This is a genomic window from uncultured Marinobacter sp., from assembly GCF_947259545.1.
Taxonomy (GTDB): Bacteria; Pseudomonadota; Gammaproteobacteria; order Pseudomonadales; family Oleiphilaceae; genus Marinobacter.
Genome location: NZ_CAMYMK010000002.1, coordinates 967,064 through 982,234, shown reverse-complemented (window position 1 = coordinate 982,234; position 15,171 = coordinate 967,064). Strand labels below are relative to the sequence as shown.

At 55.4% G+C, this 15,171-nt stretch carries 12 protein-coding genes; 3 read left to right on the top strand and 9 right to left on the bottom strand.

The window, feature by feature from the left end:
• Positions 1-185: 185 nt before the first annotated feature.
• Positions 186-1,322: a flagellin gene (locus Q0Y21_RS04630; protein WP_297792019.1), complete on the top strand. Its 1,137-nt coding sequence runs from the start codon at positions 186-188 to the stop codon at positions 1,320-1,322.
• Between the two features lie 112 nt (positions 1,323-1,434).
• A complete protein-coding gene (locus tag Q0Y21_RS04625) occupies positions 1,435-3,435 on the top strand; it encodes a hypothetical protein (protein WP_297792018.1) in 2,001 nt (666 codons plus the stop codon).
• A 147-nt stretch (positions 3,436-3,582) separates the two neighbouring features.
• Here Q0Y21_RS04625 and Q0Y21_RS04620 read toward each other — a convergent pair whose 3' ends face one another.
• The 8 genes from Q0Y21_RS04620 to cysC form a co-directional block, all read right to left on the bottom strand.
• Positions 3,583-3,987, bottom strand: a complete 405-nt coding sequence (locus tag Q0Y21_RS04620; protein ID WP_297792017.1) for a DUF559 domain-containing protein — start codon at positions 3,985-3,987, stop codon at positions 3,583-3,585.
• A gap of 207 nt (positions 3,988-4,194) precedes the next feature.
• Entirely contained in the window at positions 4,195-5,643 is a 1,449-nt protein-coding gene (gene sbcB / locus Q0Y21_RS04615) for an exodeoxyribonuclease I (protein WP_297792015.1), read from the bottom strand.
• A gap of 109 nt (positions 5,644-5,752) precedes the next feature.
• Entirely contained in the window at positions 5,753-6,622 is an 870-nt protein-coding gene (locus tag Q0Y21_RS04610) for a hypothetical protein (protein ID WP_297792013.1), read from the bottom strand.
• A gap of 421 nt (positions 6,623-7,043) precedes the next feature.
• Complete coding sequence (locus Q0Y21_RS04605; RefSeq protein WP_297792011.1) at positions 7,044-7,412, bottom strand: histone-like nucleoid-structuring protein, MvaT/MvaU family; 369 nt, start codon at positions 7,410-7,412, stop codon at positions 7,044-7,046.
• 162 nt (positions 7,413-7,574) lie between these two features.
• Entirely contained in the window at positions 7,575-8,837 is a 1,263-nt protein-coding gene (tviB, locus tag Q0Y21_RS04600; RefSeq protein ID WP_297792009.1) for a Vi polysaccharide biosynthesis UDP-N-acetylglucosamine C-6 dehydrogenase TviB, read from the bottom strand.
• 40 nt (positions 8,838-8,877) lie between these two features.
• Positions 8,878-10,293 (bottom strand): MBL fold metallo-hydrolase, encoded by a 1,416-nt coding sequence (locus Q0Y21_RS04595; protein WP_297792007.1) that lies wholly within the window; start codon positions 10,291-10,293, stop codon positions 8,878-8,880.
• A 39-nt stretch (positions 10,294-10,332) separates the two neighbouring features.
• Positions 10,333-12,102, bottom strand: coding sequence for an SLC13 family permease (locus Q0Y21_RS04590; RefSeq protein ID WP_297792005.1), 1,770 nt, complete (start codon positions 12,100-12,102; stop codon positions 10,333-10,335).
• A 9-nt stretch (positions 12,103-12,111) separates the two neighbouring features.
• Entirely contained in the window at positions 12,112-12,720 is a 609-nt protein-coding gene (gene cysC, locus Q0Y21_RS04585; RefSeq protein ID WP_297792003.1) for an adenylyl-sulfate kinase, read from the bottom strand.
• A gap of 111 nt (positions 12,721-12,831) precedes the next feature.
• On the opposite strand from cysC, the gene Q0Y21_RS04580 reads away from it, so the two are divergent.
• Positions 12,832-14,133 carry a methyltransferase domain-containing protein gene (locus Q0Y21_RS04580; protein WP_297792001.1) on the top strand — a complete coding sequence of 434 codons (1,302 nt, stop codon included), beginning with the start codon at positions 12,832-12,834 and terminating at the stop codon, positions 14,131-14,133.
• Between the two features lie 16 nt (positions 14,134-14,149).
• On the opposite strand, the gene Q0Y21_RS04575 is transcribed toward Q0Y21_RS04580, so the two are convergent.
• Positions 14,150-15,109, bottom strand: coding sequence for a glycosyltransferase family A protein (locus Q0Y21_RS04575; protein ID WP_297791999.1), 960 nt, complete (start codon positions 15,107-15,109; stop codon positions 14,150-14,152).
• Positions 15,110-15,171: the final 62 nt, after the last annotated feature.

The window sequence follows — 15,171 nt, the reverse complement described above, 5'->3', positions numbered from 1 at the left end:
CAAGTTCGCTCCACACGACTATTTATTATTCTTTATTTTCATATAGTTAATAATCCTTCGAGAAAAGTGGCACAGCTTTCGCTAAACCTCCCTCAAAACGGCAATTCCATGAATATCCGCCGGCAATGCGTCCCCATTTTGGCCGGGCACGGGGTTACCGGCACCTCTAAGCAGGGAGAAACAACATGCCACAGATCATTAACACCAACATTGCTTCACTTAATGCGCAACGCAATCTGAACGCTTCACAGTCTGACGCGAACACCGCGCTGGAACGGCTGTCCTCGGGCCTGCGCATCAATTCCGCCAAAGACGATGCCGCCGGGCTGGCCATCTCGACACGTTTCGAGTCTCAAATATCTGGTTTGAATGTGGCGCAACGTAATGCTAACGACGGTATCTCACTGGCGCAAACAACCGAAGGTGCGCTCAACGAGGTTGTTTCCAACCTTCAGCGCATTCGCGAACTCGCCATTCAGTCAGCAAACGCCACCAACAGCCAATCTGACCGGGAAGCACTGGACGCAGAAGTTCAGCAACGCGTCGATGAGATTACCCGAATTGCCAATCAAACAACCTTTAACGGATTGAAAGTGCTTGATGGAAGCTTCGGTATCGCTTCGTTCCAGGTTGGAGCAAACTCTGGTGACACCATCAGCATTAACCTGACCGCAGGTGCGCGGGCATCCGATATCGGCGCGATTGCAACCGCCTCGGCACTTGGCGTGGATTTCACAGACCCTAACGGGGTGGAGGCGGGAGACACGCTGGATGTAACCGTTGGAACAGATCCACAAACGATCACGTTTACCGGTGAAGAAGCCAGCATCTCCGACGTGGTTGAAACAATAAACAGTCAGCTCGAGAACGCCGTAGCTGTCGCCACAGATGATGGCACAGGCATAGAGATCAAATCCCCAGAAGAGCTTAGTGGCATTGCGCTAACAACAGCAGCCGCTTCTCCAGCACTTACAGCCGGTGCGGAAGCCGCTGCCCCGGTCGATGAGAGCCTGGAATCTGTTTCCATTGACACAGTAAACGGTGCAAACGACGCCATTCTTCGGGTTGATAGCGCACTCACCACGATCAATTCTATCCGGAGTGAGCTCGGTGCTATTCAAAACCGGTTCGAGTCCACCATCGCCAACCTGAGCACCACATCCGAGAACCTGTCAGCCTCCAATAGCCGGATTCGTGATGCCGACTTCGCCGCGGAATCCGCCGAACTGGCCCGCACCCAAGTACTGCAACAGGCCGGCCTTTCGGTTCTGGCGCAGGCCAATGCGCGGCCGCAGCAGGTTTTGCAGCTGCTGCAGGGGTAACGGGGTAGCAACACGAGTGTCGGATTACGCATTTGGCTAATCCGACCTACGGCCAATTGAGCGATCGCTAATTATTAAAACGACTGCCGTGGCAGGTCTTAAGAGGTGTCCCATGCACGCACAGCATCACATTCAGGTTTCGGATTCCCGGCAGGCGCACGTTGCCCGGCTGGTACTACAGGCCAACCTTGCCTACGGTGAGTCCAACAGCCCGTCGGGGTCGTTTGTTCAGCGGCTGAAGGCACGGCAGGAATGCCGGGAATACCTGGCCGAAGCGCTGGAACTGGAACCGGAGAATGCGAGTGCGCTGGGCCTGCTGGGGCGCGTCGAACTGGACGACGGGCAACTGGAAAGAGCCCACACACTGTTCAACGCCAGCCTGAGCCACCAGCCAGACCAGGCGCAACAGTATTGCAATCTGGGTTACTGGGCCATGAAGAGTGAGCGCCCGGCACTGGCGGAGCAGTATTTTCTGCAAGCCCTGGACCTTGACCGGCAATCCGCCGCCGCTTTCTGTGGTGTGGCCCACGCCAAACGCCTTCAGGGCCAGTTTGATGTGGCCTACCTGCACTACCGCAAGCTGCTGGAAACCGGTGCCGAGTGGGATTCGGTCTACAGTGGCATGATCACCTGTGCTGAACATCTGGAGGTCCAGAAGGCAGACACTGCCCTGGCGCAGGATGCCATCGCCCTGCTCAGCAAGAGCGGCCTGCCCCATCAGGAAATCGGCCGCTTCGTGGGAGCAATCATCCATCAGCAATACGACCTGGATAACCCACAGGCGCAGATATTCCTCGATGCCGCCAGCGAAGATGAGCTGCTGATTTTGGCTCTGGAAAAAACCCTGATGCCGAGTCCTGCCGTGGAAGAGCTGGTCACCCTGCTCCGCCGCGCGATTACCGCCGAAGTGGCGCAAACCGTGCAACTGCGGGACGAACTTCAGCCACTTACTCTGGCCATCGCCCGTTACGTGGACCGCACCGGCTACGTTCTGGCAGCGGAAGAGGACGAAGAACGCCTGATCAGCACCATCAACAACAGCATCAGCGCGCAGCTGGTGATGGGCGAATCCCAGGATGCCATGATTGCATCACTGATGCTCAGCGCCATGTACGGCGCCCTGTTCCACCAGGACTTTGCGGTACACCTGGGCCAGTGGAACCTGGTGGACTGGCCGCTGGCCCTGCAGCCGGTGCTGGCCGCCAGCTACTATGATCGCGCCACGGAAGAAGCCATCAAACAGAACTTCGATGAAAAAGCCGAAGAGCTGTGCCTGGCCAAAGCCGATGTGCCGCAGGCCTGGCCCAGTTGGTCGACACTCGCCTACCGCTCCGAAAGCAGCCTGAAGGCGCTGATGGCAGAAGACCTGAGACTGCCGGTAGATCACCTGCCCGCCACCATGCGCGTGATGGTCTGCGGCGCCCAGTCCGGCCAGCGGGCCATGGAACTGGCGCATTACCTGGACGATGTAGAAGTGATCGCCGTGGACGAATCCCTGGCCAACATCGCCAAGGCCACCCGCATGGCTGAGGAGATGGGCATCGACAATATCGTCTTCTGGCCCTGGTCCATCGCCCAGCGCTTCGTGGCGGATGGTCACAAGGTCCATTGGCTGGAAGTGGGCCGGCTGCCCTCATCCGCTATGACGACAGTTTCGTTGGCCGCCCTGACCAGCTCTGCAACCGAAAATGGCGCAGTGGTCCATATGCACACCGCCCTGGAAGAACACACGGAAGGCGATCGCCACATTCGCGACCTGATAAGCCACAATAAACTGGCGCCCACCCGTACCACCCTGCGACAACTCCGCCGCATGGTACTGACCAACAAACAGGACAGCACCTGGCAATCCCTGTTGAAGGAAGACGACTTCTACTCCCTGGGTGGCTGCCGCGACCGCTGGTTCCAGCCACAGGACGTACACCAGCTCAAGGAACTCATGGGCATGGTCAGCAACGAGGTGGAATGGAAACTGGTGAAAGCCAGAGATACTGATGGCCACAGCCTGGCCACCGGTCCGGTGCAGCAGCAGATTCAGGCTGAAGCTCTGGGAAGTGAGGTGCAGAGTTTAATGGGGCAGGGTTTGAGTGTTTATTTTGTGAAGCGGCGGTGATGATGGTTAGTGATTTGGTTATCCCCCTCTCCCCCGGCCCCTCTCCCGCAAGGGGAGAGGGGAGCTTATGGGGCAAAATGTGCGGGTATCACTGTTTATCCCCTCTCCCCTTGCGGGAGAGGGGCCAGGGGAGAGGGGGGTGATTCGTCAATGCCCCCACGCCTCACCTTTCTCTTTCTGTGACACATCGCCCCCCATCTTCCCCTGGCAATCACTTCCCTCACGATCTTTCACTGCGTCGTATATCACTGACAAGACCACCTCTGTCTGCTGCAAAATCTCGTGATTCCAGAATCTAAGAACCTTGTAGCCCTGCGAATGCAGCCAATCGTCACGTTTTCTGTCACGATCCGAGTCATTATGTTGCCCACCATCAGCTTCGACAACTACTTGCGAACCGAAGTGGACAAAATCAACGATGTAAGGCCCTAGGGGCTGCTGGCGCCTGAAACGCTTTCCATTTAGCCGGTAGGCTCTTAGGTGGTACCAGAGGTGATTTTCCGCATGGGTCATGTTGCGGCGGAGTTGTTTCGCGAACGTCCTTTGTTCCATGAGTCTTCCTTGAATGGTTGAGGGCTTCCTGCCTTCCCCCTCTCCCCCAACCCCTCTCCCCCAACCCCTCTCCCGCGAGGGGAGAGGGGAGCTTATGGGTACAAGTATGCGGGTAGCACTATTAAAGCCCCTCGCCCCTGGCGGGAGAGGGGTTGAGGAGAGGGGGGCGCTTCAAAAGCGGCAGCTCCCCCAGAGCTGCCATCCTTATCAAACGTACGGAATCAATGACTCCCCATACAAATGCAGATCCTCCAGAATCTGCTGCTTCTTCGGCGTCAACTCAGGATCAGCCGCGAGTCGCTGAAGCTCATGCCCGTAAGCCTCCAATGACCGCCAGCCCTTCTTGGGCTGCATCAGCCGTTGACTGCGAAACATCTCCCAGCGCTCCATTTCTTCACCGGTCAGCGTGCTGGGGTAATTCCTGGCACGGTAGCGGAACAGCATTTCCTGAAGCCGCTCATCTTCAAAGCGAACGTCCAGTTCACCCAGATTCTCCACCGGCTGCTCCAACACCCAGTTCAGTTTCTCGCGGTCGGTTTTACTGATAAATCCGCCGGCATAGAGTTGCTCGTCCGGGTCGGTCAGGTCGCTGCCTTCGAAATCCTGATTAAAAGCTTCGGCAATGCGGGCGGGCAGATCGGGCGCCTTGCGCAGCAGGGCCAGGTTGGCTCGTAGTTGATCGCCATCCAGTGCCAGTTCCTCCAGGCGCTCTGGCGAGAGCGTGGACAGCATGTTGGCGGGGGCCAGCACCGGGCATTTGTTCAATTGGACGCCTTTCAGGGCGAACCGGCGGACGCCCTCCCCCAGTTCCGCCTGAGACGTAAATACCCGCTCCCGAATCTGGTCAGCCGTGGCGTTGATCAACTCACTGGGATCTTCCCGCAGGTCATAGACAATCACCAGGTTCTTGTTGGAGGGGTGTTCCGCCACCGGGGCCACCATGGCGCAGCAGCCTCGTGAGGCAGGATACTTGGCGGAGATGTGGAATACGGGTTTCATGGAAGCGGTATCCAGCATCGCGCGGGCGGAGTGTTTGTCCTTGTTGTTCAGGACAAAATCGAACAGCCTGGGCTGCTTTTCCTTGATCAGCTTCGCCACCGCGATAGTCGCTTCCAAATCGGACATGGCATCGTGAGCCGCTTCGTGGGCAATACCGTTGGCAACCGTTAGCTCCTCCAGGCGAAAACTGGGGCTGCCGTCTTCCTTGCGGGGCCAGTTGATGCCTTCCGGTCGCAGCGCATAGGTCAGCCGCACCATGTCGATGATGTCCCAGCGGGAATTGCCGTTCTGCCATTCCCGGGCATAGGGGTCGCGCAGGTTTCGGTACAGAGTATTGCGGCTCACCTCATCGTCAAAACGCAGGCTGTTATAGCCCACCACACAGGTACCCGGCTGGCTGAAGGCTTCATTTATCTGCGCAATGAATTCCGCCTCCGGGTACCCCTCCTCCATCGCCTTCTGGGGCGTTATGCCGGTAATCAGGCAGGCTTCTGGGGAAGGCAGGTAGTCATCCGTTGGTTTGCAGTAGATCACCAGCGGGTCTTCGATGATGTTCAGGTCCGCATCCGTACGAACACCGGCAAACTGCGAGGGCCGGTCATGGACCGGGTCCACGCCGAAGGTTTCATAGTCATGCCAGTAGAAAGAACGAATCACCGAGAAGACTCCTGCATTGCGTTATTGGTTCGAACGCAGGGTAGTGTAATAGAAATGGAAGGAAAAATCGGGATTTGGTGTCGGATTAGCCGAAGGCGTAACCCGACAACTAAAACATTCCGGTGCCACGATCAACATAGTGGGTACGCTCCCTTGGCACGCCGTTTTCAAACACCTGCTGATCCAGCGTCATACTGGTCGGCAAATTAAGGAACACACCCTTGGCTGCCTCAATAACACTGCCACCTTCGGGGCTTTGCCAGTTCACACCCTCACGCTGAAACGACAGAAAAAAGTCGTTGGTGAACCCGGTAGTGCCATCACCGTTGTCACTGCCGATATCCAGGGAACGAAGGTAACTTAACGGTGCGCACTGAACGCCCGTACTGCAGTCGGTGGTCGCTCCTGCAAGTCCGAAATGGCTTGCCCGATACTGAGTGGCGGTGGTGTTGGCATCAAACAGGGTTGCAGCGGTGGGGTTGCCATCTGGATCGTTAATCTTCAGCCCAATATTACCGCTGAAGGATGTCATATCCGAAGAAAAGGTTCCCCGGGCCTGCTTGAAGCCCATACGGAAACCCGCCAGCTCGTCACCCACTTCCGCCAACTCGATATAGGGCTTCAGCCCCACAAATGGCACCACCTCGTCCACGGCGTATCTGTTGCCATCAATCTGAAAGCGGGTCTCATCCCGGGAAATATGGCCCAGTGCCACATCCGTCGCCTGAAAATCAGCGCCGCCATCGATACTCCCCAGCGTCACATCGTCCGCATTGATCCGGGTCTCCGCATCAATGTTCAGTGACATACGGGTGAACTGGTGAGCTCCGTCATCCAGATTCTCGATTGTCATGAAGCCCTGCCCTTGCACCTCGCTCATTTCCTGATCGGAAATAGGCTCAAGCTCTGCCTGGACCACGGGCGTAATACCCAGGCAAGCCAGTGCGAGGACAGCGTATCCATACGCATCCTGTTTCATTGTTTTGTGTCTCTGATTAGTGTCTTTGAGCCTGCTACTGCATTTCCGACGCCCGGCTCGCTGCCCGCGGTTTTATTGGGATTCGTATCCGCTTGGACAGGCGGCACTATTTATAGTGTTTTATCTTCTGATGCTTTGTATTTGTAATGTTTTGTATCTTATTGGCCGCAAACGCACTATAGCCCAGGCGTTAAAGCCAATAGAGTGAGCGGGTTCACATAGGGGGATGACGGAGGGTTAAAGAGGGTGGGAGTTTGATGTGGGTCACAGATGGGGTTTATCTCCCCCTCTCCCCTAGCCCCTCTCCCCTAGCCCCTCTCCCGCCGGGGGAGAGGGGCTAAGTACTCCGAAACTTCGGTGCTGCATTCCCCTCTCCCCTCGCGGGAGAGGGGCCAGGGGAGAGGGGGAAAAGAAAACTACCTCAGTCCTGCTGCCAGCTCTGCACAGCTTCCTTACCGTACTTCCCACGCCACTCATTCAGAGTCTTGTGGTTGCCGCCACGGGTCTTGACCACTTCACCGGTGTGCGGGTTCTTGTAGGTCTTCATCGGGCGCTTGGGACGGGAACCACCAGCCGTATCGCCCTTGCCGCCGGCAACTGACGGATCAATAGCGCCCAGAATCTGCAGAACGTCTTTCGGTGACTTGTCGTAAGACTTCATCAAATCACGAACCTTGTTTTCAAATTCCAGTTCGCGTTTCAGAGCCTGATCCTGCTCCAGTTGAGCCAGTTCGGCGGAGAGCTTTTCCATAAGCTGCTTTTTCTGGTAATAATCGTTGATCTTTGCCATGGATATAAAACCCTTATACTATCTGATGGTTTTAATAAAACTCAGAGGCGCCCTAATTCAAGAACGATCAAAAGAGCGGATATGTCGAAAAGCCATTCAAATAGTAATAGATTAATTGATAAAGGGCAAAGTAATTTATTTACATGACTGTAATGCGTGCATTTAAAGTCGCAAATCCGCCTCACCCAATGGCAACACTCCTTTCAGGTCAAACAGAACACCGTTGTCTTTCAGATAAGAACGAAGTTGCGAAGATGAAAGCGACGCATATTCACGGTGGGGTACTGCCAGAAGCACCGCATCGTAATCAGCGGAGTTGGGCTTATCAAGCAAAGAAACACCGTACTCATGCTTTGCTTCATTATTGTCGGCCCAGCAATCTGTAACATCCACTTCACAACCGAACTCACGTAGCTCTTTAACCACATCAATCACATGAGTATTGCGAACATCCGGGCAGTTTTCCTTGAATGTAAACCCCATAATAAGAATACGGGAATTGGCAATCATATGGCCTGTTTTGATCATTGCCTTGACCAACTCGGCGGCTGCATAGCGGCCCATGTTATCGTTTACCCGGCGACCCGCCAGAATTACCTCAGGATGATAGCCAATAGCCTGGGCCTTATGGGTCAGGTAATACGGATCCACGCCAATGCAATGACCGCCGACCAGGCCCGGCTTGAATGGCAGGAAGTTCCATTTCGTCCCCGCGGCGGCCAACACTTCGTGGGTATCAATCTTCAGGCGGGCGAAAATCATCGATAACTCATTCATCAACGCAATGTTCAAATCACGCTGGGTATTTTCAATGACCTTGGCGGCCTCGGCTACCTTGATGGAACTGGTCTTATGAGTTCCGGCGGTAATAATACCGGCGTAAAGAGCATCTACTTCATCGGCAATCTCGGGAGTGGAACCGGAGGTGACTTTCATAATGGTCGCTACACGGTGCTCTTTATCACCGGGGTTAATCCGCTCAGGGCTGTAACCGGCATAGAAATCCTGGTTGAACGTCAAACCAGACACTTTCTCCAGAACCGGCACACAAACTTCTTCCGTCGCGCCTGGAAAAACCGTGGATTCGTAAATAACAATATCGCCCGGCTTAAGAACGTTTCCCACGCTTTCACTGGCTTTAATCAACGGCGTCAAATCCGGGGATTTATACTCATCGATAGGCGTGGGAACAGTCACGATATAAATCTGGCAATCACGAATATCATCCAGCGAATCCGTAAAGGACAAACCACCGGAGGCGGCCAATTCCTCAGAAGACACCTCCCGAGTATAATCCACACCGTCTTTCAGTCCGGAAATACGTTTTGCATTGATATCAAAACCAACCACCTCGCGCTTTTCTCCGAAAGCGGCTGCTAATGGCAACCCGACATACCCAAGGCCGACTACGGCGATCTTTTTCATAATACAACCAATCCTGTCAGTGCTGTGTCTTCGGGAGGGATCAAGGAATCATTATCCCCATTAGTCCAATGGCTTGAAACTCATTTTTCAGCGCCACCTTGGCGCCCCTGTCCCCATGCACAATTCGAATCTCGCACGGCGGTTGCGACATGCCCTGAACAAACCGCATCAGATCCGACTGCCCGGCATGGGCAGAATACCCGCCCACCTGATGCACTCGGGCACGGATAGTGTAACGCTCTCCGTCCAGTTCCACCCAACCACCACGGGGTCCATAGGTCAGAATATCCCGCCCCGGTGTCCCTGCGGCCTGGTAGCCGACAAACAGCACATCGTTGCGACTGTCCCCCAGCATCGCCTTCAGGTAATTTACTATCCTGCCCCCGGCGCACATACCCGAACCTGCCAGCACCACACACGGGCGGTGAGTTTTGGCCAGGTATTCCACTGCTTCCAAGTGGTCCTTGTGATCATTGATGACCGTGAGCTGTTCAAAGGACAGCGGGTGGCGGCCCTGTTTAACCAGGTCAGTGGCCTCCGCATCCCAGAAGGGTTTCAGATCCCGGTAGATCCGGTTGAATTCCGCCGCCAGGGGCGAGTCCACGACAATCTCCAGGTTGTTCCAGGTTAGCTGGTCTGTCGGATTACGGCTTTGCCTCATCCAACCTACGGGATCATCGCCAAATTCGGCAATCAAACTCTCAATTTCATACAACAACTCCTGCGTCCGCCCGATGCTGAACGCCGGCACCAACACCGTGCCGCCATCTTCCAACGCATGTTCCAGCACTGCCTTCAACCTGTATCGCCGCGTTTCCCGGTCTTCGTGATCCCTGTCACCGTAGGTGCTCTCAATCACCAGCCGGTCGGCCCTTTCAGGCGGCTGGGGCTCCGGCAACAATGGCGCATGGGGCGCTCCCAGGTCACCGCTGAACACAACACGTTCCTGAATATCACCATCCCGGGCATCGCACTCCACGTACGCCGAACCCAGAATATGCCCGGCGCGCTGCAGCCTCACCTTCAGGGCACGTGCGCCCTCATCAAACACCGTATGCCACTGCCCATAAGGCACCGCCACAATCCGTGAACGAATCAACCCCAACACCCGTTCGATCAATGCCCGGTCCCGGGTAAAACCAATCTTCAGGGCATCCTCCAGGATTTCCGGCAACATGATGGCCGAAGGCTCCGAACAGATAATCGGGCCATCAAATCCGGCAGCCAGCAAATAGGGAATGCGACCAACGTGATCGATATGAACATGGGTGACGATCAACGCGCGAATGTGGTCAATCGGAAAATCAATGGCGAGGTTGTCGGCATTTGCGCCGCGCCCCTCTTCCTGGCCCTGGAACAGGCCGCAGTCAATCAGGACGCCGGCGGAGCCAACGTCGAGTTCGTGGCACGAGCCAGTGACGCCAGTGGTGGCGCCGTAGTGTTGAATATCAATCATCTAAACATCCTTGTTTAAACAGAAAGTGGTCGCCTGACCTCAGAAGGCCCAGACCATCGGAATCAACGTCACCGCAATGCAGCCCACCAACAGACTTAAAGGTAAACCTATACGAATATAGTCCGTAAATTGGTAACGCCCGGGGCCGTAGACCATTAAATTTGTCTGGTATCCCAGTGGCGTTATAAAGCTTGCCGATGCGGCAAACATCACTGCCACGGCGAAGGGCAGGAAACTTACACCCAACTGCTCCGACAGCGCCAGCGCAATAGGAAACATCAGCACCGCCGCCGCGTTGTTGGTGATGACCTCGGTGAACACCGCGGTCAGAACGTACACCAGAATCAGCCCCAGCCAGGGGGACATTCCCTCGCCAGTGCCCAGCAAGGCTCCTGCCACCGTTGCGGCCGCCCCGGTCTCTGACATGGCATTGCCCAACGCAAACGACGCCGCAATCACCACCAGCACCGGCAAATCGACACTGCGCCTCGCCCGGCTCGCGGTAATACAGCGGGACACAATCATACCGCCCGCGGCGAGGAAAGCGGCCTCCATAATACTCAGCAGCCCACTGGCACTGAGTACCACCATGACCAACAGAATCCCCAGTGCCAACGGTGCCTTGTGGAAGTCCGGCGGGGTGGAATCGTTCAGGGCACTGACCAACAGAAAGTCGCGGCGGAACCGGTATTGCTCCGCAAATTCGTGGCTGGCTTCCAGCAACAGGGTATCGCCCATCTTGAACTGGATATCCCCCAGTTTGCCGGACACCCGGCGCCCCTCACGGGAGACCGAAAGAATGACCGCGTTAAAACGCGTACGGAAACGACTGTCCCGCACCGTTTTACCCAACGCGGGGAATTCCGGCCCAAGCACCACTTCCACCAGACAGCGCTGGTGATTGGCAATGTCCAGCTTATGGACACCCGCGTCGGCTGGCCGCAGCCCGTGAATGCGCCGCAGTTCACTGGCACACTCAGGCGCACCCACGAAGTACAGCTTGTCACCGGGCTGCAAAGTACGGTCAGGCTCAACCGCCGTAATCAGCCGCCCCTTACGATCGATTTCGGTCAGATACCCGTAGGTCAGCGCCCGGAGCCCGGCTTCGGCAATCGTCTTGCCAATCAGCGGGCCCGGGCTCATTACCTCAACCTCAACGCCGTATTCCCGAACCGCATCCAGCTCTTCAGACAGGCCCCCTCGGTCCGGAAGCAAGCGAGAGGCGAACAGCACCAGGAACGTGCCGCCGGCAAACAACAACGGTACACCCACCCACGCCAGCTCAAACAACCCGAGATTAATGCCCAGGCGGCTCTGCAACATGCCATCGATGACCAGGTTGGTACTGGTACCAATCAGCGTACAGGTACCCCCAAGGATGGCGGCATAACTCAATGGAAGAAGCAGTTTTGAGGCGGGAATCCCCAGGCGCCGGGCCCAGTCCTGAATGGCGGGGATAAACATGGCGACCACCGCCGTGTTGTTCATAAAGGCACTGAGAATGCCGGTGGGCGCCACCATCCGCATCTGGGCACCCTTTACCGACTTGGGGTGACCCAGCAAACGACGGGCGATCCACTGGACCGCACCGGTTTCCTTCAATCCCGCGGCGACCACATACAGCGTCGCAATGGTAATCACCCCGGGATTGGCAAAGCCAGCCAACGCCGACACCGGCGACAGCACCCCAAAAATGACCAGTATGGCCAGCGCAGCCATCAGAACCAGATCGGCCGACACCCGGGTAAAAACCAGCGTCCCGAGCACCATCGCAAGAATGACCAGGGTAAATACAGCATCCCATGCCATAGGGCGCCCTTACTCTTGCCGTTCCAGAATCAGCTTCCGTTCATGTAAATACTCAAGAAGTTGCTCCACACACTCGTCCACGGTTTGCGAAGACGTGTCCAGAACCACTTCCGGGTGCTCGGGCACCTCGTAGGGGGAGTCGATACCCGTAAAATCCTTGATCTGCCCTGCCCGGGCCTTCTCGTACAAGCCCTTGGGGTCGCGGTCCTCACAGGTTTCGATCGGGGTATCCATGAAGACCTCGATGAACTCGCCGGCCGGGAACAGGTTGCGCACCATTCGACGATCACTGGCAAAGGGTGAGATAAAGGCACTCAGGACAATTAAGCCAGCATCGGCAAACAGCTTGCTGACTTCGCCGATGCGACGAATGTTCTCCACCCGATCTTCATCAGAGAATCCAAGATCCCGATTCAGACCGTGACGAACGTTGTCACCGTCCAACAAAAAAGTATGGTAACCACGTTCGTGAAGCGCTACATCCACGGCATTCGCGATGGTAGACTTCCCAGACCCGCTCAGGCCAGTAAACCAGAGCAGACAAGGGTGCTGATGCTTCGGCTCAGCGCGCTCCGCGCGGGTGATTTTGTGATCGTGCCAAACGATGTTCTTGATCAAAACGGGTACCTTCAAAAAAATATAAGATTAGGTCGGTCTGTAATATACCAGAAAACGAACCGACATTTGGACCATAAAGGGAACACGTCCCGAACGCCACAGGATGTAAACATGCATCAATCATCACTGGAAAATATGCAAAAGTGCTATGAGCGTTTTGTTAAATCTCGCTCATGGAAAGGTCGGCATGCCATTGAGGTCGTCGATGTGGGTGGCTCCAACGTCAACGGAAGTTACGCCGACATTTTTTCGGGTCATGAATTCCATTACCGTGCTGCAGACATCAGCGATGACAATACGGTCGATATTGTTCTTGAAGACCCGTATCACCTGCCATTTGATGACGAGAGTGTCGATATTGTAATCAGCGGACAAGCTTTCGAGCATGTGGAATTCTTCTGGCTTCTGTTCAGCGAAATGGTCCGCATCGTTAAACCCGACGGCTTGATCATTCTGATTGCACCGTCAGGTGGCCCGATTCACCGTTACCCCGTGGACTGCTATCGATTCTACCCTGACGCTTACCGTGCCCTGGCCAAGTATTGCAGTTGCGAAGCGCTGATGATTGAGCACGACCAGAGAGGCCCATGGAAAGACCTAGTCGGCGTTTTCTCCAAAAACCCGGAAGCAGAAGAATCCCCCACAGACCGCACATGGGAAACCAATCGATTTGAACAGGAAACCAGTCCAGCCCCTCTTGTTGATAAACATTCAGACCCGGAAGTAGAACTTCTACAGGGCCACACTCCGTATCTGGACGTAATGAAAAGACTTCATGAGACACTTGAGCCCCAAACCTATCTGGAAATCGGTATCCGCCATGGTCGCAGCCTAACACTGGCGCGATGCAAAGCAATCGGCATCGACCCAGAACCCGACATCAAGGTTGAGATGGGAGAAAATCACGAATGCGTCCATATGACAAGCGACGACTTCTTTGAGACAGAAGCATCAGAGCGATTGGGAAGCACCCCTGTAGATCTGGCCTTTATTGACGGCATGCACCTTTTCGAGTTCGCACTCAGGGATTTTATCAACATAGAGAAGCACGCTGGCCCGAACACCGTCGTGGTTATCGACGATATACTACCCAACCACCCGGTTCAGGCTCAAAGGCAGCGCGAGTCAGCGGCCTGGACAGGTGATATCTGGAAACTGGTGGAGTGCCTGACAGAACACCGCAAGGATCTCACTCTGACTGCACTCGACACATTCCCCACCGGCCTGCTGGTCGTTACCGGCCTCAAGCCTAAGAACAAGACACTGACGGAGCGCTACAACCCAATTGTCAGAAAGTACAAGAGTATGGAGCTACCCGCTGACCTCTGCGAACAGCTTCAAAATCGCAAAAACGCCATAAGCCCTGAGGACGAAACCTTATGGGAAAACCTGAAACGATTCAGGTCCTCTTGAATCGCCGGTATAGACCTTAGGGCGCAGGCTCCAATACATTCATAAACGGGCGGCAATGCTCAGCAACCGTGGGCATGCCGTCCCGCCTCATCAGGGCATTAACAGCCTCCAACATAGCTGGCGCAAGATGCTCTGACGCCTCTCCATAGAGCAAATGAGGCACCAGAGGCGGAGTAAAGCCCTGCCCCCGTAACTGACGGTATTCCTCGTTCAACTGATCAAAGGTGTACCCAACGATTGAACTGCCCGTAGTTACCCCGCAGTGCAATTGATGGAAGCACCCCTCACCAAACAAATAGACCGACTGCATGCCGGGAGTCTCAACGGCACGCTTATAGAAATCGAGATTAACCAAACCCCCTCCGGGCATGACAAATGCCTCGTCATACCCGCCAAGCTCTGCAAACAGGCCTTTAGACAAAATGATGCAGTTACTCTCAGCGATGGGGCCCAGCCAACCAAAAGCACTTGAGCCACCCCAGGAGGAAATCTCAAAAAGCCGGTAACCGTGATTGAACCAGTCAATTGAGGCAAGGAGTTTGTCCTCCACCTCACGGCTATACCCTTCACGGATTGTCTGGCGCTGGTGCCCGGGGCCAAGATGAAGCCCCAAGACGGAAACCAGGGGCTTCCCCCTTAACCGAATGGCTTCACAAGCCTTTCTGACCACGCCAGGGCTTAACATGCGGGCGCCATCAACCATGATGGCCACAAACTCACCCTCTGCCTGCGAAACACCAAAATTCACAGCTGCAGCCGGTGAAACACTCGCGGCTTCCATCTGAAACAACCTGACCGGCACTCCAATATCACCCACTGAGTCCAGCTTAAGCGGCTCCGTTGAACCGTTATCCACCACGATCACTTCGTAGTCTATATGCTCACTTCCATTCTGGTATTGCCGGGCCAGCGACGATACCGTCCTGGACACCTCCCTGGTCATGTCATAGGCAACCAGGACGAAAGAAAGGGTCATCTTATTTTTCTTCTGTGTTCTTGTTTTTAACCACTCAAGCATTAACAGCTCTCCCATGCACG

Coding starts and splice junctions, on each gene's coding strand:
- Q0Y21_RS04625 (WP_297792018.1), top strand. CDS start 1,435: ATGCACGCACAGCATCACATTCAGGTTTCGGATTCCCGGCAGGCGCAC.
- Q0Y21_RS04605 (WP_297792011.1), bottom strand. CDS start 7,412: ATGGCAAAGATCAACGATTATTACCAGAAAAAGCAGCTTATGGAAAAG.
- Q0Y21_RS04595 (WP_297792007.1), bottom strand. CDS start 10,293: ATGATTGATATTCAACACTACGGCGCCACCACTGGCGTCACTGGCTCG.
- Q0Y21_RS04610 (WP_297792013.1), bottom strand. CDS start 6,622: ATGAAACAGGATGCGTATGGATACGCTGTCCTCGCACTGGCTTGCCTG.
- Q0Y21_RS04580 (WP_297792001.1), top strand. CDS start 12,832: ATGCATCAATCATCACTGGAAAATATGCAAAAGTGCTATGAGCGTTTT.
- Q0Y21_RS04575 (WP_297791999.1), bottom strand. CDS start 15,109: ATGACCCTTTCTTTCGTCCTGGTTGCCTATGACATGACCAGGGAGGTG.
- tviB (WP_297792009.1), bottom strand. CDS start 8,837: ATGAAAAAGATCGCCGTAGTCGGCCTTGGGTATGTCGGGTTGCCATTA.
- Q0Y21_RS04590 (WP_297792005.1), bottom strand. CDS start 12,102: ATGGCATGGGATGCTGTATTTACCCTGGTCATTCTTGCGATGGTGCTC.
- Q0Y21_RS04630 (WP_297792019.1), top strand. CDS start 186: ATGCCACAGATCATTAACACCAACATTGCTTCACTTAATGCGCAACGC.
- Q0Y21_RS04620 (WP_297792017.1), bottom strand. CDS start 3,987: ATGGAACAAAGGACGTTCGCGAAACAACTCCGCCGCAACATGACCCAT.